General features: G+C 45.7%; 18 protein-coding genes. 5 read left to right on the top strand and 13 right to left on the bottom strand.

The features are described from left to right. Window positions 1-3 precede the first annotated feature (3 nt). From ACJB0T_RS03150 to ACJB0T_RS03165, 4 genes are all read right to left on the bottom strand, one after another. Window positions 4-1,026 carry an ABC transporter permease gene (locus ACJB0T_RS03150; RefSeq protein ID WP_479292954.1) on the bottom strand — a complete coding sequence of 341 codons (1,023 nt, stop codon included), beginning with the start codon at window positions 1,024-1,026 and terminating at the stop codon, window positions 4-6. Continuing rightward, on the bottom strand, window positions 1,027-2,115 hold the full coding sequence (locus ACJB0T_RS03155) for a microcin C ABC transporter permease YejB (protein WP_479292952.1): 1,089 nt from the start codon (window positions 2,113-2,115) through the stop codon (window positions 1,027-1,029). It abuts the gene before it with no gap. 9 nt (window positions 2,116-2,124) lie between these two features. Beyond that, the gene (locus tag ACJB0T_RS03160) at window positions 2,125-3,945 is read right to left on the bottom strand and encodes an extracellular solute-binding protein (protein WP_479292950.1); all 1,821 of its coding nucleotides are present in this window, start codon (window positions 3,943-3,945) and stop codon (window positions 2,125-2,127) included. Window positions 3,946-4,129: 184 nt separating this feature from the next. Next, the gene (locus ACJB0T_RS03165; RefSeq protein ID WP_479292948.1) at window positions 4,130-5,074 is read right to left on the bottom strand and encodes a sensor domain-containing diguanylate cyclase; all 945 of its coding nucleotides are present in this window, start codon (window positions 5,072-5,074) and stop codon (window positions 4,130-4,132) included. A 368-nt stretch (window positions 5,075-5,442) separates the two neighbouring features. Here ACJB0T_RS03165 and ACJB0T_RS03170 point away from each other — a divergent pair, with 368 nt between their 5' ends. Beyond that, complete coding sequence (locus ACJB0T_RS03170) at window positions 5,443-5,634, top strand: hypothetical protein (protein WP_479292946.1); 192 nt, start codon at window positions 5,443-5,445, stop codon at window positions 5,632-5,634. A gap of 42 nt (window positions 5,635-5,676) precedes the next feature. Here ACJB0T_RS03170 and ACJB0T_RS03175 read toward each other — a convergent pair whose 3' ends face one another. Together ACJB0T_RS03175 and ACJB0T_RS03180 are read right to left on the bottom strand one after the other, a co-directional pair. Then, window positions 5,677-6,564 (bottom strand): MalM family protein, encoded by an 888-nt coding sequence (locus ACJB0T_RS03175; RefSeq protein ID WP_479292945.1) that lies wholly within the window; start codon window positions 6,562-6,564, stop codon window positions 5,677-5,679. Between the two features lie 276 nt (window positions 6,565-6,840). Next, window positions 6,841-8,136: a carbohydrate porin gene (locus tag ACJB0T_RS03180; RefSeq protein WP_479292943.1), complete on the bottom strand. Its 1,296-nt coding sequence runs from the start codon at window positions 8,134-8,136 to the stop codon at window positions 6,841-6,843. Between the two features lie 787 nt (window positions 8,137-8,923). On the opposite strand from ACJB0T_RS03180, the gene ACJB0T_RS03185 reads away from it, so the two are divergent. Then, the gene (locus ACJB0T_RS03185; protein WP_479292941.1) at window positions 8,924-9,931 is read left to right on the top strand and encodes a LacI family DNA-binding transcriptional regulator; all 1,008 of its coding nucleotides are present in this window, start codon (window positions 8,924-8,926) and stop codon (window positions 9,929-9,931) included. 121 nt (window positions 9,932-10,052) lie between these two features. On the opposite strand, the gene ACJB0T_RS03190 is transcribed toward ACJB0T_RS03185, so the two are convergent. From ACJB0T_RS03190 to ACJB0T_RS03215, 6 genes are all read right to left on the bottom strand, one after another. Continuing rightward, window positions 10,053-13,508 carry a 1,3-beta-D-glucan phosphorylase, GH149 family gene (locus tag ACJB0T_RS03190; protein ID WP_479292939.1) on the bottom strand — a complete coding sequence of 1,152 codons (3,456 nt, stop codon included), beginning with the start codon at window positions 13,506-13,508 and terminating at the stop codon, window positions 10,053-10,055. A gap of 64 nt (window positions 13,509-13,572) precedes the next feature. After that, entirely contained in the window at window positions 13,573-14,547 is a 975-nt protein-coding gene (locus ACJB0T_RS03195; RefSeq protein WP_479292937.1) for an ABC transporter ATP-binding protein, read from the bottom strand. A 7-nt stretch (window positions 14,548-14,554) separates the two neighbouring features. After that, window positions 14,555-15,508, bottom strand: coding sequence for an ABC transporter ATP-binding protein (locus ACJB0T_RS03200; RefSeq protein WP_479292935.1), 954 nt, complete (start codon window positions 15,506-15,508; stop codon window positions 14,555-14,557). Beyond that, the gene (locus ACJB0T_RS03205; RefSeq protein WP_479292933.1) at window positions 15,505-16,497 is read right to left on the bottom strand and encodes an ABC transporter permease; all 993 of its coding nucleotides are present in this window, start codon (window positions 16,495-16,497) and stop codon (window positions 15,505-15,507) included. Before ACJB0T_RS03205 ends, ACJB0T_RS03200 begins: the two co-directional genes overlap by 4 nt. Before the next feature lie 8 nt (window positions 16,498-16,505). Continuing rightward, entirely contained in the window at window positions 16,506-17,480 is a 975-nt protein-coding gene (locus ACJB0T_RS03210; protein ID WP_353499073.1) for an ABC transporter permease, read from the bottom strand. Window positions 17,481-17,530: 50 nt separating this feature from the next. Next, entirely contained in the window at window positions 17,531-19,174 is a 1,644-nt protein-coding gene (locus tag ACJB0T_RS03215) for an ABC transporter substrate-binding protein (protein WP_479292931.1), read from the bottom strand. Between the two features lie 527 nt (window positions 19,175-19,701). Between ACJB0T_RS03215 and ACJB0T_RS03220 the strand changes: the two genes are divergently transcribed. Continuing rightward, on the top strand, window positions 19,702-20,457 hold the full coding sequence (locus ACJB0T_RS03220; RefSeq protein ID WP_479292929.1) for a hypothetical protein: 756 nt from the start codon (window positions 19,702-19,704) through the stop codon (window positions 20,455-20,457). Between the two features lie 58 nt (window positions 20,458-20,515). Continuing rightward, window positions 20,516-23,290, top strand: coding sequence for a glycoside hydrolase family 3 protein (locus ACJB0T_RS03225; protein ID WP_479292927.1), 2,775 nt, complete (start codon window positions 20,516-20,518; stop codon window positions 23,288-23,290). A 90-nt stretch (window positions 23,291-23,380) separates the two neighbouring features. Here the strand turns inward: ACJB0T_RS03225 and ACJB0T_RS03230 are convergent, their stop codons facing one another. Next, window positions 23,381-23,806, bottom strand: a complete 426-nt coding sequence (locus tag ACJB0T_RS03230; protein ID WP_479292925.1) for a PACE efflux transporter — start codon at window positions 23,804-23,806, stop codon at window positions 23,381-23,383. A 136-nt stretch (window positions 23,807-23,942) separates the two neighbouring features. Here ACJB0T_RS03230 and ACJB0T_RS03235 point away from each other — a divergent pair, with 136 nt between their 5' ends. Beyond that, on the top strand, window positions 23,943-24,839 hold the full coding sequence (locus tag ACJB0T_RS03235) for a LysR family transcriptional regulator (RefSeq protein ID WP_479292923.1): 897 nt from the start codon (window positions 23,943-23,945) through the stop codon (window positions 24,837-24,839). Window positions 24,840-24,871: the final 32 nt, after the last annotated feature.

Here is a 24,871-nt window from a genome sequence, read left to right on the forward strand (position 1 = left end):
TCCTTAGCCTTGTTGATGTGGGTCAAATGCATCGCGCACCGCTTCGCCAGCAAAAACCAGTAAAGTCAGCATCATCGATAACACAGCAAATGCGGATAAACCAAGCCAAGGCGCCTGCAAATTCGCCTTGCCTTGTGCTAAAAGCTCACCTAGTGACGGAGAGCCTGCAGGTAAACCAAACCCTAAAAAGTCGAGCGAGGTCAGTGTGGTCACCGAACCAGACAGAATGAACGGCATCATGGTTAATGAAGCCACCATTGCATTAGGCAGCATATGGCGCAGCATAATACGTTTATCATCGACCCCCATTGCATGAGCCGCCTTAACATAGTCGAAATTTCGACAGCGTAAAAACTCTGCACGTACCACGCCAACCAAGCTCATCCAGCTAAAGAGCACCATGATCCCAAGTAGCCACCAAAAGTTAGGCTCCACAAAGCTAGATAAGATGATGAGTAGGAACAGCGTTGGCATACCCGACCAAACTTCGATAAATCGCTGCCCAAATAGGTCAACCCAACCACCGTAGTAGCCTTGAGTGGCACCAACGCCAACGCCAATCACACTGGAAACCATGGTTAAAATAAAACCAAACAATACCGAAATACGGAAACCGTAAATCACTCGCGCCAATACATCGCGCCCTTTGTCGTCGGTACCCAACCAGTTCACGTTGTCGGGTGCGGATGGCACTGAGGCAACGATGTCGTAGTTGATGGTGTCATAGCTAAAACGGATAAGTGGCCAAATCAGGTAGCCCTTCTCCTCAATAAGCTCAATCACATACGGGTCGGTATAATCAGCTTCGGTTTCAAATTCACCACCAAATTCGGTTTCGGCGTATTGTTCAAAAATTGGGTAATACCACTGATTGTCATACTCCACCATGAGCGGTTTATCATTGGCAATAAACTCAGCAAATAGACTGAGGACAAACAGCAACATGAAAATCCATGTAGACCAGTAGCCACGTTTATTGGCTTTAAATCGCTGCCAACGCGCTTTTGTAAGAGGGTTCATTGCCATTTATCGCGCCTCGAAATCGATACGAGGATCGACCCACGTATAAGTTAAGTCAGAAATAATGCTCAAAATCAGACCCAATAACGTCATAATGTACAAGGAGCTAAATACCACTGGATAATCACGTTGAATAGTGGACTCAAAACCAAGTAAACCAATGCCCTCTAATGAGAACATCACCTCAATCAACATTGAGCCGGTAAAAAAGATACTGATGAATGCCCCTGGGAAGCCAGCAATAATAATCAGCATGGCATTACGGAACACGTGTTTATAGAGGATGCTGCTTTCATCTAGCCCTTTCGCACGTGCCGTCACCACATATTGCTTGTTGATTTCATCTAGGAATGAGTTCTTAGTCAGCATACTAAGCGTGGCAAAACCACCAATGACCATAGCAAGGATTGGTAGCGTTAAATGCCAGAAATAATCGACGATTTGCTGATACCAGGTTAACTGTTCAAAGTTGCTTGATACTAGCCCACGCAGCGGGAACCAACTGAAATAGTTACCGCTCGCAAAAAAGATAATAAGAATGATGGCAAATAAAAAGCCGGGGATGGCGTAACCGACAATCACCACAGCACTCGACCATATATCAAACCGAGAGCCATGATGAATCGCCTTCAAGATCCCAAGAGGTATGGAGATCATGTAGATAATAAGCGTACTCCACAGGCCAAGTGATATCGATACGGGTAGCCGCTCTTTGATCAAATCAATCACATTACCGCCACGAAACAAACTATCGCCAAAGTTAAACATGGCGTAATTTTTCAGCATATCAAAGTAGCGTTCGTGAAGCGGTTTATCGAAACCAAACTGAACCTTAATCGCTTCTACGACTTCAGGATCAAGGCCACGTGAACCCTTGTAGCCTGTGGCGACATCCCCCTGCCCCGCATCAAGCTCAACCTCTGTACCACCACCGCTAAATCGTTCCATGATGCCGGAATCCAAGCCTTGCATCTGGGCTAAGGCTTGTTCGACAGGCCCGCCGGGGGCGATCTGAATGATGAAGAAGTTAATGGTTATAATCGCCCACAGTGTTGGTATCACCAACAACAAGCGTCGGAAAATATAGGCCGCCATGCAATCCTCTTATCGACGTTTTTCAGGAAGCTTTTGTGCCTTCTGCTCTGAAATCCACCAAGTGTCCACACCTAAATCATAAGTAGGCAGAACATCCGGACGCTCAAACTTGTCCCAAGTCGCGACACGGTACTTTTTGATGTGCCACTGAGGAATAATGTAATAATTCCACTGCAGCACTCGATCTAATGACCGTCCGAGAACCTTTAATCTTTCCGGATCGTCTTGGCTGTCTGCAATCAGATCGGTTAGTGCGTCGATAACAGGATCCTTTACGCCAGCTTGGTTATAGGTGGAGTCGATAAAATTCGAGTTCCAAACAATTTTTAGGTTTGAACTTGGGTAACGGTGTGCTGAGTAGCTAGAAGACACCATGTCATAATCACGGTCTCGCCAGCGTTTAAGGTATTGAGTGGTGTCTACCGTACGGATGCGCATATCGATACCCATAGCACGCATGTTCTTTTGAACAGGTATCGCAATACGCTCTGTGGTCGGGTTATAGATAAGAAGCTCAAAACTCAGTGGCTCACCCGTTTCAACATTGGTCATCACCTTATTTTTAAGTTCCCAACCTGCTTCTTTGAGTAGGGCAAACGCTTTGCGCATTTGCGGGCGAATACGGCCAGATCCATCCGTCACAGGAGGATTGTATTCGTCACTAAACACACGCGCTGGAATTTTATCTTTAAACTTATTCAGTACTTCTAGTTCTTCTGACGAAGGTAGCCCTTTTGCCTCGTAGTCCGTGTTTTGGAAATAGCTACGCGTTCGCGTGTATTGGTTATAGAACATGTTGCGATTCATCCACTCAAAGTCCATGGCATAGCTCAATGCCTCACGAACTTTCGGATCGCTGAATACTGGTCGCTCTGTGTTAAATACAAACCCTTGAGTGGTCATAGGCTTGTGGTGTTCAATCTCTTCTTTCTTGATATAGCCACGGTCAAAATTACTGCCCGTGTAAGAGCTAGCCCAAAACTTAGCGCTCGACTCTTGCCTAAAATCAAACTCACCCGCTTTGAACGCTTCTAGCATCACGGTATCATCACGGTAGTAGTCGTATTGAATGGTTTTAAAGTTGTTTCGGCCAACATTCACCGGGAGATCTTTCGCCCAGTAATTGTCGTCAAGTTGGTAAGTGAGCGTCTGACCCATTTTGAAATCAACGATTTGGTACGCGCTGCTGCCTACTGGTGGCTCATTGAGAGGCTCTGAAAAGTTTCGATCTTTCCAGTAGTGTTCAGGAAGAACTCGGGTTCCCTGCGCTAAACCGAACAATTTCTCTTTGTTGGGCACCGACATATCAATTCTTACTGTCAGCTTATCAATGGCTTTAACGCTTTTGACGTCCTTATAGTACGCCTTGTACTGAGGCACACCTTCAGCCATGAACTTGTTGAAAGTGAATTCGACGTCTTTAGCAGTGATCGCTACACCATCACTAAAACGTGCTTTAGGGTTGATATCAATTTCTAGCCAGGAGTAATCATCGGAATAACGGATTTTCTCGGCGATAAGTGGGTAGTAGGCATCGACCTCATCCCCGGAAGGAAGCATCAATGGATCATATAGCTCGCCAGTCGCAGCAGCTGGTTGACCGCGAGATGCATAGCGATTGAAATTGTCGAAGGTACCCATCTGCCCAAACGTGACTTTACCGTACTTTGGTGCATCAGGATTAACATAATCGAAGTGTTTGAAATTTTCTGGATACTTAGCGCTACCGAATCCGGTCAATGAAGTGGTCTCAACCACGTTAGCTGCCATCACCGCCGATGAAAACAGCCCCACTCCCATCGCGACTACCGCGTATTTTATTAACGTCATCCTTTCCCCCGAAATGAAGAAAGGGTGTCAAAGACGTCCTTTCTTCGCTAGCGTAATTTTTTTAGCTTATTTTCTTAAGTATATAACTATAAATAGCTGTATTTGACGGGGTTTTCAAGGGTTCGAAGGAGGAGTTATTTCAATATTGGGTTAAACCTTTACAGTGATGAGGCCAAGCGATGAATTAATCACCACATTGACTACTTTGTTGGATCCTGTGTGTTTCTGGGCAGTACATGTGTACTCGACCTGAGTTACCTTTTTTCGATTTGTAGAGTGCCTTGTCAGCTCGCTCGATAATGTTGCTGTCATCAGAGGTATGCGTGGCCACACCGATTGAACACGACACCTTAAATCGAATACCGCTACTACTCTCAAATTCCAGCGCATCAATCTTGCGGGATAATCGAGTTGCCAATGTGTACGCTTGATGCACGTCACTACCTGGCAGCAACAGTACAAACTCATCGCCGCCGTAACGGCACAGCTTGTCTTCCGAACGCGTGCATTGATCGATCACTGTGACCACATCTACCAAGACACGATCACCGATAGAGTGACCATACTTATCATTAATAGGCTTGAATCGGTCAACATCAATAATCAACAAAGAGCTTGGTAGGCCTAGCTCTCGATAATTGGTTTTCTCTTCTTCTAACGCCAGGTGCAGGTAGCGGCGATTAAAACAACCCGTTAATCCGTCGGTGTTTGCTTCTTCCAACAGCACTTCTCTCTCGGCCATATCTTTTGACACATCAACAGCAAAACCGATAACACCTAATACTTGATTGTTCTTTATGATAGGCGATGACACGGTGAGGTGATAAAGCTCACTATCATCAATTGAAAAAGGAATCTTTTGCTGGCTAGGCTTACGCTTCGCTACGACTTGCTTGTCATTAAGGCGCATCATTTTGGCTGTACGAAAACTAAACAGATGCCAATCAGTTTTGCCCTTAATACTCTCAAGGGATACGCCAAAGGTATCGAGCACTTTCCTATTCACGTACTGATAGTGACCGTCTACATCTTTGATAAAGATGTAGGCATCGACCGCATCGAATACCTCGGATAGACCAAGTAGTTCTTCGTTGGATTCATGTTGAGTCGATAAGATCAGATCAAGCATACAATAACGCTTAAAATGCACCATGTTGAATATAATAGCCTTAGAGTTTATACCCAGCTTTCTGAGTTTGCAGAAGAAGGTGGCTATTTTGTCGCCGCAATTCCTAATTTTGATAGCTGGAACACATTTTGAACAAGGGTCACACAGTCACCCTACAAAATCTTATCTAATAGATTGACAGAGCAAGAACTTAAATTGAAAAGCATCGCTAAAAAGGATGACAAGGGGTGTTTTAACCGCCGATACAAGGAGAGATTGCCCTGCTCCACAGGCTTGATAAATAGCTGATAACCACTAGTCTTAGCATGAGAAGCGTGACTGAGATCACATTGATAAGGTCATTGAATCTTTAACTACAGGATTGCGTTATGAGCGCACTACTTATTGCGACGCTAGCGCTGGGCTTTTCCCTTTCAGCGAATGCCGCACAACTAGAGCCTGCCGGAGTGACAACTGGACAAGGCGGAGCGAATGTCTGCCTTTATAAAGCTGCGGGCAGTGAAACCGTTGTTTATGCCCTATATAGCAACACACCTTGCCCTGCTCTAACAAGCAAGTAAGATAATGACAGAGTAGCGTATGTACTACTCTGTCTCTTGCGTCTAATACTTCTTCATTGCCTCTACAAAAGCCTTTTCCGCACTTTGCGACCCTAGCGCTTCTGCTTCTTTAGATAACCTTAATGCCTTCTCAAATTGCCCTTTCTCGACGGCTCGTTCAATAGCGGCGTTAAACGCTTGTTCTTTTTCTGCAGTAAATATACTCTCTGGCTCTACCTCAACATACTTCTCCGCGGCTTGTTGGCGCTCTTGTTGCTGAGCATCTGTTTCTAAGCGTGGCCCTGTCGGTTGATAATCTAGCTCGAGGGTCACAAGGCCGATCGCGGCGTGAGATATCTCGTTAGTGGAATAAAACGGTTCACTGGCCGACACTTGCCCTGATTGCAGAGCAAACTCACTTGGCGGCATTGGCTCTGAACTCGTTGCCATGGCCTTATCTGTAGTGACGATGACCAAATAGCTTGGCTCCCTCCCACCAGGATAGCGATTTGGAACCGAATACTCGCCAATAAAGCCCGATTTGTACAATAGTGAACTTTCGCGATGCTGAATGACTTTGTCGTCAATCACATCAATAACTTGATAGCCACTATCGAGTATAAGAACTGTAGGCACCAACACTTGTTTATCGATCACTGAGTACACAGTGAGATCGATATTGCCCAGCGCGTTAGGTAACTTTATTCCTTGAGCAAAACTGCGCCCAGTCTTTAGCGCTACTTTTGCAGACTGAGGGGTAAGCAAAACGTCCAACGAACCAGGCTCTGTGACATTTTGATAATCGAGTTTTGCCAGTGATTGGCAGCACCCTTGAGCCGAGGCAAGCTGCTCATACCCGAGCACATCATCACCACTTGGTACGATTTGATCTTGCTTCGCACAACCAAAGGTGGCCGCGAGTACTATCGCGAGAATGGTTTGTCGTAACATGGCAACACTCCTTACTGCTTATGGCTACGTCATGGAATAAACTATTTTAACCAAAAAGTAACCGCTTTCACGATATATTGTCTGAAAGTTAGAACTCAAACAAAAAAAGCCACTCTATAATAGAGTGGCAAGATGAAATTAGCGTTGATAAAGCGAAAAACAAAACCCTTTATCTTTAGCATAAACACAATATAAATCATGAATATTGTGAAAAATACGGATATGCTCTCTCCCCGTGATACACATATCCGTCCCCTCTATAGGCAGTGGTTTACATTACCACCACATATCCGCTTGGATACCTACTAGTAAGTCTGCTTTGTCGCGATTTGAACCGTCCAAGTATGTCGCTAGGAAGCGGATTTCTGGAGCCGGGCCAAAGCCTGTACCTACTGTCACTGTTGGTGCGATAGTCAGTTTGTAGTCATACGCACTGCCGCCAACATCATTTGAATCAGACCAGTCACCGTATTGATAGCCCGCTTCTGTTGCAATTGACCAGTTCTTAGAAATTGGGAATGTTGGACGTACCATCGCCGATGCCCAAGAATCTTTGCCTCGTTTTTCAAGGTCATTATATTGGCCTTGAATTGAGTGGAAGATGCTCACGCCATTTTCGAAGAAGTAACCACCCCAAATTAACGCACGTGTTGATACGTCACCAGAGTCTACTTTCTTCATATTCGCAGGCCCCATAGCGCCGCCGTAACCAGGCTTCCATGCATTATATGTAGTAATTGTACCACCTAATAGCTGACCAGAACCTAGACCCTGACCTGCTTGAGCAATATATTTTGTGAAACCTTTTTCTGATAGGCCAAATACAGTGTCCGAGTGATAAATACCAGTAAGTTCAAAGCCGGTATCCGCAAATTCAGTCATTGTTCCGCCAACATCGACAAAGTTATCTGGCAGATATTTTCCCATACCGTGCAATTCGAACGAACCGAAGTTTACTCCGACGTGAACAGAGTGCATTGGGTTATTGTCATCTACGCCCCAATAACCACCTTCCGCATTATCACTTGCGATATAAGCGAAATCCCATTTATTGTCACCAAGTTCAATACCTTCTACACCGACACCAGTACCAGACATATCTGTATAGAAAAAGTCCGTCATAAAGATGTAATTATCTTTACCGTAGAAACGTTTACCACCCCACATTGTGCCCGTTTCTGTAACACCATCAAATTCAACGAATGTCTCAATCAAGCCAATGCTACCGTTCGCTGCATCCGCGTTAGTACCTAATTGGTTTTTACCCTCAGACTGTGCGTTGTCTGCGCCAGCACGAGTCTTGATACGAATAGCTTGACCGTCTGCAGTATCAAAGTTCTTTTGTAGAGCAAGCTCAAAGTGGTTGTCTGATTCGATACCTAGACGACCTAACTTCTCCTTTGTAGCAGGGAATTTTGAACGTTTAAAATCATCGTTCTTACTATACAATGCACCTGCACGGAAATAACCATGGAATTCAAAACCTTGTGTATTTTCAGCGGCGATCACGTTTGAACTAGCAACACTTAGACCAGCCATTAGGCAGGCAAGCGAGATTTGTGATAATTTCATTATCAGCTCCTGATTTATTATAAATTGTTTTCCGTTTTTTAAGTGCTAAAAAAATAAATTGGCAACCACTGCTTTTATTTAATTGGCACTGATATTTAGAAAAAGAATGAAATCAGACCCCCACCTGAATTCACACTATTTCTAGTTTTCACATCTCCCTTGAATAAAGGAAGAAAATAATTCATTGTTGCTTTTTCTATTACTAATCAAAATTTTGTCTGCAAGATACCCCCAGCTTTTAGCCGAAAGTAATCACTTTTCCGCGTCATTTTTATGTAAGCGCTTACTTTAATGCACTAACAGCGTTTTCGTTTGATCAGCTCTATCCTACGCAATACTCTTTCAATTACTCGATATGACGACACTTTCATGTGCCATTGATTTGTCAGCCACTCCTACCATTTAGAAAGCGCTTTCAAATTATGTGAATTTTTATGAGGAACAGTGACGATTGAAGCGCTTGTTCCTCATTGCTTGATAACCATATTAATAGCATGTAAACATTATGTACACAGCGTCCAATTCAACGAGTGAACAAAACATGAAGCCCATCACCAGAAAGAAAGCGCTTACTTTTACTAATGTGGCGTCTATCACTAAACGTGAGAAAGCAATTCGATATGATGCTTTCAAGCCTACAAATCGCAAGCCAGATCACAGAATGCCGTCGTGGATTATGCGTTCCACGCTCGGATTACCAATGACCTGTCTATTTGTAGTATAGTTAAAAGGTGTTATTGAATAAATTTCCAATAATTTCAATAAGATTGAATGATAGGATCGAAAATTGATTACGATAAAAGAAGTCGCAGAACTTGCCCAAGTATCCCAAGCGACGGTGTCGAGGACACTCAATGGTCACTCTTCTGTAAAAGAAGCCAACAAACAAAAAGTGTTTGCTGCGATGGAAGAACTAGGCTATCAGCCTAACACCTTCGCGCAAGCGCTTGCATCCAATCGCTCATGCAGTATTGGCATGCTCGTGGGTACATTAGATGGTCCATTCTACGGTCCAATCATGCACGAAGTAGAGAAAGTGGTTCGCTCAGAGAATTACCATTTGATTATCACTAGCGGCCACGAAGAGTATGACGAAGAGCACGAGTCAATTCATTTCTTACGTTCAAAGAAAGTTGACGGTTTGGTACTCACTGTCGATACCCTTTCCGATAGTGAGCTACTTGAGATTTCTCGTCAAAATGAAGCGACAGTGCTGATTAACCGCTACATTCCAGAAATGGCCGATCGCTGTATTTGGTTAGATAACGAAAAAGGCGGCTTTCTCGCCACTGAGTATCTAATTAAAAAAGGTCACACGCACATCGGTTGTATCAGCGGTCAGTTAAGCAAGGTGGACAGTCGCGATCGTCTCCAAGGCTATCGTAATGCGCTGAGCCACTATGGTGTTGCTTACAACCCTAATGCGGTTGTTGAGGGACGATTTGATAACCAATGCAATCACGATGCGATTCGTCGTCTGCTAGATCGCGATATTCCACTGACTGCCATTTTCTGTATGAACGATAACATTGCAATGACAGCCTACACTCTCTGCTTAGAGCGCGGTCTTAAAGTGGGCGAAGACATTTCAATTATCGGTTTCGATAACGTACCTTTTGGTCAACATATGACACCAGGTCTTACTACCGTTGATTTCCCGATTCAAAAAATGGCCACTGCCGCCGCTAAAAAAGTCATGGCCATTGTCAAAGGTAAGAGTACCGCATCGCAGCCAATCGAACCGATTGAACCGAGTGTTATCAGCCGTGGTTCAGTGAAGACATTGAGCAGTTAATACTCTTAGTCATTAATAAATAGCACCGCTAGCTCAAGTCTTAACACGTTTTTCTCCCATTCATTCATAAAAAAAAGGCAGGACAATTCATTGTCCTGCCTTTTTATTTACGCTTTGTTATCTAGATAACCAGTTTTTCCGCTGGAATTGTCACGTATACCGCCTTCACCTGACCACTGCGATCAAAAATGTGTTTGCTTAGATTCTCTGGAATCATATTCGACACTTTTTCAATCTTAGGACCATTTACTAACTCCACGGTAAGAGACACTTCGTTTTGCTCTTCACTCAATGTGTACACAAATGGTACCTGACACAATGTGAACGCTAGACTACCTACTTCTACATCAACTTGATGCTCCTGACCATTAAGGTCGAAGTAGTCAAACGTAACTGGCTCAGTTAAGAACTCAGACTTATCGAGTAGGTTAGGAGTAATTTGAATCTCACCATCCGTGATTGCAATACCTAGCTCACCGAAGCGTGTGATCACTTCCTCTTTCACCTGACCTGTCATACCTGGTTGCTGTGCACCGGCTTGTTTTGGTGTGTGTGAGTATGGGTCAGTTGGGAACGCACCATAGACTAGAGGCGTTTTATTGAAACCAATACCTTCACGAACTCGGTAGTAGAACTCAGCCAATTGCTTAGTTTTCTCTGTATTACCCAGCTCTACCCACGCTTGCTGATAGTTCTCTTGAACCGCTAGCAGTAGCTTTGAAACCATGTGCCAGTAAATACAGCCCAAGCCCTCGTAGCCAAACATGGTGCCAGAACGCCCCGTAAACGCTTTGTGATTGAAGGTCTGTTCGTAGATATCAGCGACTTTCTCCCAATCCTGGCGACCAAAACGCGGATAGTCTGCCGCAACTTGTGCGATGCGTGCTTCCAGTACACCTGCATTTTCGAAATCAGCATTGAAGTGAACTCGGTTTTCAATATCTTGATTCACAATACGCTTGTCATCGTTCTCTAGCATCGCTTGCAGCAGCGCGCTATTGTCCACAAGGTTCTTAGTAATGTGGTTCTTCTTCAAGAAAGCTGTTAAGTCACGGTCTGGATAGAGCATAAAGCTCAGTTGATCTTCGCGGAACATCTCGCTATCAAATAGCTTGGTGAGCAAATCAACCGCTTGTGTCGCATCTAAGATGCCCGCACTTAGAATCGCAACTTGACCTTCAAGCATTGGGTATAAGTACTCAACATTGGCACTATCACCTTGTAGATCAAGAATATTGTAAGCGTTATACAGACCGTCTTCACGCTTGTTACTGTGGATCGTATGGTCAAGTAGCGTCTTGGATACGCGAAGTAGCTCTTCCACTTCCGTCATCTCAACCGTCGACTTACCTGAGAAACCGTTGGCGTACACGCCCACACGGTACTCTTCTGCCACTTTTGCAAGTTTAGTCAGTAACGCTTTACGTGACTGAGGCGTGATCTTCTCAACACGCAATGACGCAGCCGCTTCTGACAGTACTTCACTGGTTTTCGCCAGCCAAGTTGCGACTTCACTTGATAGCGCAACGTTAATTGGCGCACGGCAAATGAGTTTTTGCATGAAGGTAACGTAGCGGCGCATGTAGTACAGCGTCACCATAGACAAGCCATTACCAACAATCGCGTTGTTCGCATCATTCCATTCTGGACGCTGTGTATTGAGCCAAATACCACCGTCGATCACGAAGTTGCTAAGCTTGGAAAGAAGCGGCACCAACAGTTTCTCTAGCAGGTTAACTTGGTAGACGTCGCCATTGCCACTCATCACTAAGCGACCGTCACTGCCCATGGTTTCCGTCAGTTCTTCAGTTGTCGCTTGCTTTTGCTCGTTGAAGGTGACGGTGTCTTTCGGGTTAGCAAACAGCTGCTCGACACCAGAAATTTCATAAGGAACATTAGCGTAACTGTATGTCTCTTCACTTAGCCATTCGATAAGGTCGTTGCTTTGGTACTTATCAGCCAATTCAAGGAATTTAAGCAAGTAGATGATCTGGTGGTCACCCCAGTAACCAATGTTGCTCCATGGATCATCTAGATCTAGCAGTTCCCAGTCGACACCCTCTTTAGTAATGCGGTAAGGGTTGTAGCCATCAATGGTCGATGCGTTGACAAACTTCGCCACAAACGAGCCGATGAAGTTTGGATAGCTGAGTGCCATCGCTTCCCAGTTTTGGAAAATATCGCGCCAGTTACCTTGGTACGCAAGCAAACGCTGACCTTCTTCATCACGTACTTTGATTTCAAAATGGTTCCAAGGGCGGCTTGGATCACCATGACGACGACCGAATGTAAGTGGTAAATACTCGTAAGCCATACGCAGCAATTGCTGATCACCGGTATCTTTCGCCATAGATACCAATTGCGGGTGAGACAGGTTCTCTGGCAGCGTACGCAGCAGTGCTGAATGCTTCTCAACAACCTTCTTGTTGATGCGAGTAAAGGTTGCCAACACATCGCTGCTATCAAGCTTGTAACCATCAACAAATACGCCACCACGCATGTTGTTAAACAACACGTTAGCGTAGTGGTGAACTGCGGTCTCTTCTGATGATGTCAGCTGCCATGCATCCGCTCCGGCCATAAGCAACTTGAGTTCATCACTATTTGCTTTCACATCTTTTTCAACAGTCGCTGCGATTTCATCGTCTAGGACAAGCTGATTTTTCAACACAGCAACGTCAGCGTGTGACTTATCGATATCCGCGATGATAGTCCAAGATTGAGCGTCACCAGCAGAAAGTGTTAGCGACTGAGTGATAAGGAAAGCACCACGCTCACCACGAGTTAAGGATTCAGCATTCAGCGGCAATCCTTTACGGAAATTCGCCACATCTTTGGCGCTCAGCGTCACTTGCTGAGCATTAGGCGCGATGCCGAAGACTGTTGTTGCACGTAGTGATTCTGCTGGCTCAGCACGGTCACTAAGCTTGGCGTACATGCTGTACGTCGCCATTGGCAAATCTTCGATGCGCTCGTTCCATTTGTACGCGTCTACCAGTGCGCTGCGCGTTTGCAAAGCTTGCAGTGGTGCACCGGAAGGTAGCAAGTTTTGAATACCATCAATGATGTCAAACTCAACCGCGCTCTCCCCTAAGTTAGTCACATGAGTTTCACGAACGAAACCAAACTTATCTGACGTAGACCAGCTGTATTGATAGCCCAGACCCAATGTGTGGTTTAGCTCTTCAAAGATGATTTTATCGCCGACCGCGTTTTTATACAGATTACGCTGCACCTCATATAAACCGTCGTGGTGCGGGTTAAACGGTTCCCAAAGAGCAGGTTTGCCCTCGCCTTTTTTAACACGCAGTACCGCTTTCGAGCCTGTGTTGTCAGCATTCTCATGAATATGATCGACTGAACGATATGGGAATAACGCGTTCTCAGGACGAATGCGACCTGCAGATAGGCTTCCCGTTGAAGAGATAAATAGCCAATGGTTGCTGGCAGAGACGACACTGATAAAAAACGGTGCCATCTGATCGACGTTAGAAATCTGATAAAAACGTTCGTCGTTGATAGTGATAAATTTTCCGTGTACTTCAAACGCTTGATTAGCTTGTAATTGTTCCGTCATATTGGTCACTTCTGATTTTTGTAAGCGCTTTCTTAAAAGCGCAAAATTTTTGGGATTCTTTAAATTACATGTTGTGGCAACGAACAAAGTGTTGCTCAGAGATCTGTGTCGTCTCAGGCATCTCTTTGGTGCAAATATCGGTCGCGTTCGGGCAGCGTGTCGCGAATGGACAGCCTACGCTTGATGGTTTCCAAAGCGGGATCTCACCTTTCTTCACAGCGAGGTCACGGCGACCAGCCTTACCCACCTCTGGTACCGCTGACAGTAGCAGTTTCGAATATGGGTGCTGAGGGTTCTGAGTCACGCTGTCGCTCTCGCCCCACTCCACCATATGGCCGACATACATCACCGCTGTTTTCTCAGCAAAGTAACGTGCTGTCGCGATATCGTGAGTGATATACATGAACGAAATACCATGCTTATCTTTTAGATCCGCCATCAGGTTCAAGATACCAAGACGTACGGACACATCGAGCATTGAAATCGGCTCATCCGCCAAGATCACTTCTGGATCAACGGCAATGGCACGCGCAATCGCAACACGCTGTCTTTGACCGCCGCTTAGCTCGTGAGGGAATTTCTCTGCGGTTTCTTTTACTGGCGTTAGACCCACCAGCTCAAGCAAGTCATACACCAATTGTGGGATAGCTTTTTTATCTGCACGGTTGTGAATCATCAGCGGACGTGCAATGTGGTGATAAATCGTGTGCACTGGGTTGAGTGAGCCAAATGGGTCTTGGAAAATCATCTGCACCTGACGTGCGTATTCCAACTGACCATTTTTTTCAATGTACTCATTGATAGGCTCACCCTTAAAGTGAATATCGCCAGCCGTCTTGTCGTAAATTTGGGTTAGGATTCGGGCACCAGTACTCTTACCTGACCCTGATTCACCTACGATCGCCAGTGCTTCACCTTTACGAAGTTCAAACGACACATCGTTGACCGCTCGCATTAGGTTTGATTTAGCCGATTGGCCTAGAGGGAAATCTTTAACCAAGTTTTTTACCGATAGGATGACTTCGTTACTTTGCATCATTACTTCCTTAAACCAAATGACAAGAGACTTGACGGCCGTTCGCTAGCGTTGAAAGCGCCGGTTCTACTTTCTGACACTTATCAAAACACTCACCACAGCGAGCTTGGAAATTACAACCTGTTGGAATATCCAAGAGGTTCACTGGGTTGCCTGGAATACCAAACAGTCTTTCTTTAGGACCATGAATCGTCGGGAAAGACGCCACTAAACCTTTAGTGTATGGATGCTCCGGAGCACCAAATACTTGCTGAGCTTCACCTAGTTCAATCAGGTTTCCGGCGTACATAACACCAATACGGTCTGCAATCTCACCCATTAGGCTCAAATCGTGACTGATGAACAGAATCGAGAAGCCAAATTTGGTTTTTAAGTCGTACAGTTCGTTAAGAATTTCACGCTCAACTACAACGTCCAGCGCCGTTGTTGGCTCATCCATGATGATGAGCTTTGGCTCAAGCGCTAACGCTACCGCAATGACCACACGCTGACGCATACCACCACTTAATTGGTGTGGGAAGCTCCCCATACGGTCACCGTGAATACCAACGATAGACAGCAGCTCCACCGCCTTTTCATGAGCTTGCTTATACGGAATTTTCTTGTGTGCCAAGATAACGTCTGTCAGCTGCTCACCAATGGTAATCACTGGGTTTAACGAGTTCATTGCACTTTGAAATACCACAGACACGTCGTTCCAACGGAACTGGCGCAACTTACGGTCGTTCATTTTTAGTACATCTTCACCCTTGTATAGGATCTCACCTTCTGAGATAAGCGCTGGCGCTTTGTGCAAACGAGAGATAGCAAACGCAAGCGTACTTTTGCCACAACCTGATTCACCCGCAATGCCTAACGTTTCACCTTCATTGATGGTCAAACTCACATTGTTTACCGCACGAGCGACACCGTTTGGCGATACGTAATCGACACAAAGGTTATTGATTTCAAGTAAAGCGCTCATCGTAGGCCTCTCTTTTTATCTGCTTCTTTTTTCAGTTTGTGCCACAGCTTGATGTGTGGGCCAGTACGAAGTTTCGGGTTACTCACTTGGTCAATCGACATGTTAATCAGTGCCAGTGCACCACCAGTAATCGCCAGTGCCATTGCTGGAACCATCATTTCCCACCATGCGCCGGTGTAGAGTGAAGACGAAGTTTGTGCCCAGTAAAGCATTGAGCCCCAGCTCACTTCCGTTGCATCACCTAGACCTAGAATACCAAGACCGGCTTCTGCACCCATTGCGTAGATAACGGTACCAAGGAAGCCACCAAATACGATTGAGATAAGGTTTGGCAGAATCTCTACCAGGATAATGCGAATTTTTGATTCACCCATTACTTCAGCAGAAATAATGAACTCTTTGTTACGGATTGCCATTGTTTGAGAACGTATCACCCTCGCGCCCCACGGCCAGGAGGTGATACCGAGCAACACGGTAATAACGAGGGACCCCACCTGCCCTAAGAATGCTGCGAGTACAATCAATAATGGTAACTGCGGGAATACCAAAAATACGTTAGTTAAGAAGTTCAAGCGTTCATCAATCTTGCCACCAAAGTAGCCAGACGATACGCCTACTAGCACAGCAATACTCATCGCAATCACACCAGCAGTCAGCGCCACTGTGAGTGATTTACGCGCTCCGTAAAGAACTTGGCTGTAGACATCACGACCACTACGAGTAGAACCAAGCACATGCTCTGCGTTCGGTGCCACATGGGGGCGAGCAACGCGGCGCTCTGGATCGTGTGTTGCCAATGCTGGAGCAAAAACCGCACCAGCTAGAACGATAGTCAGAAGAAAACCACCAATGATAGCCGGCGGGTTGCCGTAGAAAAAGGCGTACACCTTACCCAGTTTTGATTTGATATTCTTCCACGAGAAAGCAGATTCTCTCACCGCTAATTTGCTCTCGCGGTCATATTTATGAGCGTCAATTAACTTATCCATAATACAGCCTAGTTGGAAATTCGTGGGTCAAGCCAAACGTAAAGAAGATCGGCAATAAAGTTAGCAGTCAGAACTGCGGTCACTAAGATAAGCAGAATGGCCTGGATAAGCGGGTAGTCACGAGCAACAATGCCTTTTAGTAGGATGTTACCAAGACCTTGGTAGTTAAATACCACTTCCGTCATAATCGAGCCTGCGAACGAGAAACCAATCGCCATCGCAATCGCGGTTGCAACTGGCAAGATAGCGTTACGACCTGCGTAGCGGTACATCACTCGGAAGCTGCTAAGACCTTTGGCTTCCGCCATAGTGACGTAATCCTCACCTAACACGTTAATCATCGCGTTACGCATGTTGAACACCCAAGTCGCAATACCAACCACAACCATTGAACCCACAGGTAACACAGCATGCTTGGCAACGCTTGCAATGAACTCCCAAGTCCAACCCGGTTCTAGAGAAGGATCGTAAGTGTATGCGAGCGGTAGCAGCTCCATTTTCAAACCGAAGAAGTAGAACAAAAGCAGAGCGGTTACGATGTATGGGAAGTTACTGATGAAAGCCAATACTGGCGGCACGACCTGACCAAAGAGCCCTTCTCGGCGGTAAGATGCATAAGTACCGATGCTCACACCAATGATCAGAGCCACAATCAGTGAGCCCAGCGCTAGGAACATAGTCCAAGGCAGCGCCATAGCAATAACCTCAGATACGTTGATTGGGAACATCAACACTGAAGGACCAAGATCAAGAGTGAACACACTTTTGATGTAGTGAATGTATTGAACAAATACGTTGCCATCAACGAAGCCGTACATTTCACGAACCGCATCCATTTGCGCAGGATCCATACGGCCCTGAGCGGCAGCAAACAGTGCGTCGACTGGGTCACCTGGCATCAGACGTGGCAACATAAAGTTGAATGAGATTGCGATTAAAAACGCAGTAAAATAAAAGCCAAAGCGGCGAGCTAAAAACGACATAGCAATACCTTTTAATGTGGGGCCTCAGGCGAGACCCCAAATGTTACGAGTTACTTAAGGTGCAAGTTATTTAGGATAATGACTCGCTTACCACCATCGTAAAATACAGGTTGAATGTATGGGTTTTCTTCACTTGGCCAACCAACAATTTTCTTAGTGTTGTACTGGAACCAAGTCGCGTTAGAGAACAGCGGGATAAACGGTAGGTTTTGCGCTGTAAACTCTTGCAATTCAGAGATGATCTCTTGCTGCTTCACTTTGTCACCCGTCTTACCGAAGCTGTTAATTAGTGCATCGATTTCTGGGCTATTTACACCGTGGCCAGCATGCCAAATCTTACCTACATACGCAGATGAGAAGTAAGCTTGATACGCTAGGATTGGGTTAGTCGATACCATCGACCAGTTGATAGACATCTTGTAGTTGCTGTCTTTTAGGTTCTTATCGTAAACCGCCCAGTCGACCGTTTTAACGTTCGCTTTTACGCCAACTTCGTCGAAGAACTCAGTCGCCATTTGAACTACTTGGATCCAGTCTGTCCAACCGTTAACCACTTCAATGTCAAATGTGAACTTGTCGCCATTTGGCATATCACGGTAACCGTCACCATCTACGTCTTTCAGACCCGCTTCATCAAGCAGCTTTTTCGCTTCTTCTGGGCTGTATGTCGTTAGGTTACGATACTTTTCGGTGACACCTTGGTCGATGTTTGCTTTGTAAAGCTCAGCAATACCGCCCGCATTGTAGTTCACTGTTGGGTAACCGTAAGCCGCAATATCAACGATCATTTCACGGTCAAGTGACATAGAAAGAGCCTGACGAACACGGATGTCATCAAATGGTGCTTCTTTTGTGTTCACATATAGGTGAATCGCATCGTTCGCAGGGTACCAGAAGTGGTGGTTCTCAGGGTTTTGCTGTACAAATGTGCTTTCGATATCAGCGATAAAGTTAGAACCCCAGTCGATTTCACCTTTGATAAGTGCTGGTTGAATTTGCGAGTTATCGTTGTATGAACGGAACGTCATACAATCTAGGTAAGGACGGTTATCCAGGTAGTAATTCTCGTTGCGGCAAAGCTCCATTTGTTGAGGCTTCAGATACTTCACCGTTGTCATTGGACCGCTACCAATTGGATTTGGGTTAGTAAAGGTGGTTAGGTCTTCTGCCTTGCTCCAAACTTTCTTAGGAACAATATGGTAGTCCGCAAGGTTCCATAGGAACGTAGAGTCTGCTTCTGCTAGGTTTAGCTTAACTGTACGAGCATCAACAACGTCGATACCTTGTAGGTTACCGCCAGACCAAATACCTTTAAGGTCGAATGCTGGCGCTTTCTTAGTCATTTCGAAACTAAATGCCACGTCTTCAGCCGTTAGCGGACTGCCGTCTGACCATTTAAGGCCATCACGCAGTTTAATAGTGATGGTTTTTAGATCGTCTGAGTAGTCTGCCGACTCAGCCAAACGCCAGTGCGTCTCACCAGTCATGTTGTTGAAAACCATCAACGGCTCAAACATCGTGCCGTTATAAATGTCTTTCACTGTGTATGGGTTAAAGTTATCAACGAAGCCAGTGTTGATGATTGGCACCGTTAGTGTGCCCCCTTGTTTAATCTCTTCCGCTTGTGCAGTCACTGCACTACCAGCAAACAATGCACCACAAATCACTGAGGCGATAAATGTTTTCTTTTGCATCACTTTGTCCTTTAGTTTTGTTTTTGGGTCGAGCGATTTTCAATTTAAGTGGAACTGAATCAGTTCGGGGGTAACACTTCATGAAAGCGCTTTCTCAAGATGCTAAGCAATCCATTGCTCGATAACAAAAACGTTCCCCAAAAAGCCCGCGCCGATCACAATAAATAAAACCCTTATAAAACAATGGCTTAAAATAAAACATCAATAATACACCGAACGCGAGACAAAGATATTATTCTTAAAATTCAATGAATTAGCGCACATCAAGCTGTTAAAATAGTCTCTTTCGAGAAATGTGATCTCAGCAACTTTGTAACTCAGATTAACATGCGGCTCACGACATTATCGCTAGCAAACGCCATGCATAAGTGAGTGAATTTTAAACTCATAATGATTCATTATTATTTTAATAACAGCAACTTATGGTACTAAAACAAACTATTAATCCGTTATGTGATCTGCTCACTATCACCATTTTTCCAAACTGATATCATTCAAAAGAAACCGCTTACTTTTTGGTGATCAATGTGACAACGATTAATTCAGTACGTTTTTGGAACGGAAACAAGTCTGCGTATCGTCAACAATTTGAGCTTGATGTGCTCAATCTACTGCTCTCTGTGACCGCAGAAAGCCATGGCGACGTCAGTATCATTGACGATCGCACCGACTTACCTTCAGCTAAAGATGAAGGCGCTGTTCTCGATAACGGTAGCGATGTACTCGTCACAGTAAAAGGCAATGCTAAATTTGCTGGCAAACGCTTTATCGAGCTTGCGCTGTCAGTCACCAAGCAGCTTTTGGGGCAGCGTATTTTATTTGCACGTGATGATAAGCTCAATGAATTCTCATCTGTAGAAACTATTAAAAATAAAAGCGTTGGCGTACCCGAAACATGGGTTGATGCCGAACTATTTCGACGCAACGGCTTTACTGTTGTAGAACGCGGCAACTTTGATGGCTTATTTCAGCGCTTAACCGAAGGCGAGTTCGACTTTGTTTGTTTTGGCGCTAATGAAGCACTTGAAGTATTTGAGAGTCGCGTCGCCAGCCAATATCCAGTAAGCCTAGTGGGTGGGGTGATGATCGAATATCCCTTCCCTTTAGTGTTCTACGTGAATGCAGACAACCCGGAGCTTGCTAAACGTCTCCAGCTTGGCTGTGAAATTGTACTTGAAACGGGCGACTATGAAGCGCTCTATCAGCGATACTTTTCAGACATCGAGAGCACCTTGAAGATTGAGCAGCGAGAACGGCTTGAATTGAACAACCCATTTATCTAATTCTTAGTAATCTAAGCTCCCAAAAACGATAGAAAATAACAGAAACTGGAACCCCATTATGCCTTTCACAAGCATTGAATTAGCAAGGCAAGCCCTTGCGCCTGTCAGCCGCCAAGCCGCCGCTGAAGGCATTGTTTTATTGGAAAACATCGACAACACGCTACCCCTGCATACAGGCAGTCGTGTCTCGCTTTTTGGCCGTTGCCAAATCGATACCGTACGCAGCGGTACAGGCTCAGGTGGAGCGGTAAACGTCCCGTACTCCGTCAATGCGCTTGAAGGGCTAAACGCTCACCCAAGTATTGAAGTGAACCACAAGTTGGTGAGCGTCTATCAAAACTGGCTAGAGCAGCACCCATTTGATGATGGTGGTGGCGGTTGGGCGGCTGAACCTTGGTTCCAACAAGAAATGCCGCTAGACGATGAAACAGTGAAACAAGCCAGTCAGAAAAGCGACCATGCGCTTGTGTTTATCGGCCGCACGGCAGGTGAAGACCAAGATAATGCAGATGAGGCAGGCAGCTATCGACTCACAGATACTGAGCATCGAATGCTTTGCCAAGTTTGTGAGCAGTTCGACTCCGTGGTTGTGATCCTCAATGTGACTAACATTGTTGACATGTCTTGGATGGAGTCTGTTACCAAACCAGAATCCATAAAAGCCGTTCTATACAGCTGGGCTGCGGGCATGGAAGGCGGTCACGCCCTTGCCGATGTTCTTTCTGGCGACCTGTCACCAAGCGGAAAGCTGGCAGACACTATCGCTTATCAGCTAAGTGATTACCCGTCTCATGCTAACTTTGGCAACAAAGACAAAAACCTCTACCAAGAAGATATTTACTCAGGTTATCGCTACTTCGCCACTTTCAAGCCAGAAGCGGTTCGTTATGCGTTTGGTGAAGGTTTGAGCTACACCCAGTTTGAGCGCAAACTCATTTCTCATTCTATCGAAGGCCGCGGCAACACGCGTGCCATGCACTTCCACATAGAAGTCACCAACACTGGCAAACAATACAGTGGCAAAGAAGTTGTGCAGTTGTATGTGGAAGCGCCGCAAGGCGAACTAGGCAAACCTGCCCGTAGTCTTGCAGGTTTTGGTAAAACCCGCATGCTTGCGCCAAACGAGTCTGAACTGGTTCGTATCGTCGTACCACTCGAGGTGCTGGCTTCTTATGATGACTCTGGTGTTACTGGTCATAAGTCTTGCTATGTGCTTGAAGCTGGCCGTTATGATTTCTATCTCGGCGGCAGTGTTAGAGAAGCAACAGTCGTTGATGCCCCATTCAACGTAGATACACTACAGGTCATTGAGCAGCTCTCTGAATCAGCTGCGCCTGTTGAGTCATTCCAGCGTATAAAGCCTGCCCAAACTTCACAAGGTGGTCGTTTCTGTATTGAGCACGAATCGGTACCAACTCGAAGCGTCGATATGCTAGCGCGCATTGAATCTCGCCTACCAGAGAGCATTGAGCTTACCGGTGATAAAGGGATTAAATTGCAGAACGTGGCAAACGGCGAAGCCTCTCTGAGCGAATTTGTTGCTCAGTTTAGTCCATCTATGCTGGCAACTATCGTTCGTGGCGAGGGTATGTGTAGTCCCAAAGTGACTCCAGGTACCGCAGCGGCATTTGGTGGTGTGAGTGATGCTTTGTTTGATCTAGGTATTCCTGTTGCCGCCGCAGCGGATGGCCCGTCGGGTATTCGCATGGACAGTGGCCATAAAGCGACACAGGTGCCTATTGGTACACTACTTGGTTGTACGTGGAACACTGAGCTCAATGAGCATTTGTTCTATCTAGTCGGGGGAGAGCTGCAAAGTTACCAAATTGATACGTTGCTTGGTCCGGGGATCAATATTCACCGCCATCCCCTTAACGGTCGCAACTTCGAATATTTCTCGGAAGATCCTCTACTGACCGGATACATGGCCGCTGCGCAAGTGGGTGGCCTGAAGAGCGCTGGAGTATCAGGCACGATTAAGCACTTTGCGGCCAACGATCAGGAAACCTCACGCTTCTTTGTCGATGCCGTTATGTCTGAACGTGCTCTCCGTGAAGTACACATTAAGCCATTTGAGCTTGCGGTGAAAAAAGGTGGCGCGACCACAATAATGACCTCTTACAACCCAATCAATGGGCACTGGGGCGCATCACATTATGATCTTAATACCACTATTCTTCGCGGCGAATGGGGATTCGATGGCATTGTCATGTCTGACTGGTGGGCGAAAATGAACCACCCGGTCACTGGTGGTGAAGAGTCTAAAACCTATACTTCCTACATGGTTCGTGCTCAGAACGACTTGTATATGGTGGTCGACAATGATGGTGCCGAACGTAACACAATGGATGATGACACACTTAGCGCATTGGAGGCGGGTCAGCTGACGCTTGGTGAATTACAGCGCAGCGCCATGAACATCTGCCGATTTATTTTGAATACACCGGCGATGCAGCGTCCGCTAGTTCGCTATAACCCTATTAAGCCGTTCAACGCGCGTGAAGAGCAACCAATGGGTTCTGCTCTTGCCATTGAGGAACCAGTGGTCCTTGATACAGAGGTTGATTCTAATGTCACCCTTCACGTCACAAAAGCTGGCCAATACCAAGTCAGTATGAACGCCAGTTATGATCGTAATGAGCTCGCTCAATCATCCTGTAGCTTGCACCTCAATGGCGACTACAGTATGTCACTGTCTACGAATGGTACAGAAGGCAACGCTGTCGACGTTGAAGGCCTCATAGTCGAGCTGCAAACAGGCTGGTATGAGTTGGACGTGTCATTTGTGAAGCCAGGACTCACCTTACATCACCTAAACTTCAAGCAGGTTTAGGCCTTAAGATCGACAATGGTTAGTTGCAAATAAACAAGGGTAGACGATAGCGTCTGCCCATTTTAATTGTTTTTATCAACTCAATCTTTATTACGCTGCTGCCTGACGCTGGCTCACCACCCAAACTCGAACATGGTCGTAAGTCAGATTGTAGACAAACGCATATACGGTCACGAAGATCGTCACGCCGATATCCATAATAAAGGCTTGCCATAAATTCACACCAAGCATCACTGCCATCACAGGCACCGTTGCCAATAACAGCCCTGCTTCGAACAGTAGCACGTGAACCACACGAACCATCACGGTTCGTTGTACTCGTTCACCTTTGACAAAATAATCGAAAATCAAATTGAAAAGATAATTCCAACACATTGCCATTGTCGCTATGACTATCATTGTTCCTGACAGCTTCGAAACATCATGGTCGGTAAATATTGCTAACCCCGCGATTGATAGGCTCACGGCTAATACTTCAAACAATACTGAATGAAAGACTCTCTCAAGCACTCCCATTGTTAACTCCTCACTGGTTTTTATTTAGTTTGTTGATAATTCGCCTCTGATTATCCTCATCCAGCAATAGATAGAAAGTTAACAACCATCACACTTCGTGATACCTTGAGTGAAATTTTGTGACTAAGGATTGACGATGTACAGTTTCGAACAACTCAAGGTTTTTGTCGCAGTCTGTGAGTACGGCTCATTTTCGGCTGCTGCGCGCAAACTCAATCGCGCCCAATCTGGCGTAAGCCAAGCAATCTCAAATCTTGAAATTGCCATCAATCAAACCTTATTCAGCCGTGAGAAAAACACGCCAGAGTTGACGAAGAGTGGTGAAGCTTTGTTGCCTATTGCTCGGTCTATTCTTCATCAGCAGCAGTATTTCGATCAGAAAGTAGATTCATTGGCTAATGACTATGAACACGAACTTGTCATCGCCGTGGACGAAAGCCTGATGAGCGCCGCTCTATTGTCGATTCTTGCACCGCTCGCTACCCAGTACCCCATCACTAACTTCGAGATCATTACAGCTTCTACTTTTGATGTGGAAAAATTGGTGAGAGAAGAGGTGGCGCAGATAGGCATTGTCTATGCCGATGGAGAACTACGTGTCGATATGGATTTTTTTGTCATGGGGCAAGCCCGTTTTCTGACCGTTGTCGCACCCGATCACGCCCTCGCGACGCTTCCCATCGTTAAAGACTCGGATCTCAAAGCGTATCGCCAATGTGTGCATCGTAGCTCTGACAAACAAGAACTGTGGTTTACCTATGGAATAAGTACCAATGTTTGGTACGCGAATACTCATCAGAATTTAGTCGATATGGTATTGCAGGGTATCGGCTGGTCAAACTTACCAGAAATGTTGGTCAAACAACCCATACAGGAACAACGCATGGTTGCCCTTCCTGTCGCACATGAAAAAAGTGGCTGGGTGACTACCGTGGGCTGCTTAGTCTCTCGGCGTCATGCCAACGGGCCGGTGCTTAGCGAGCTGGTCAATGTTTTACAAAAGCACCAGTTTGTCAATGACCACTGGCAATAGCACAAGATGACAGCGTCACCACTAGTTATGTA

The sequence above is a fragment of the Vibrio sp. CB1-5 genome (assembly GCF_059412285.1).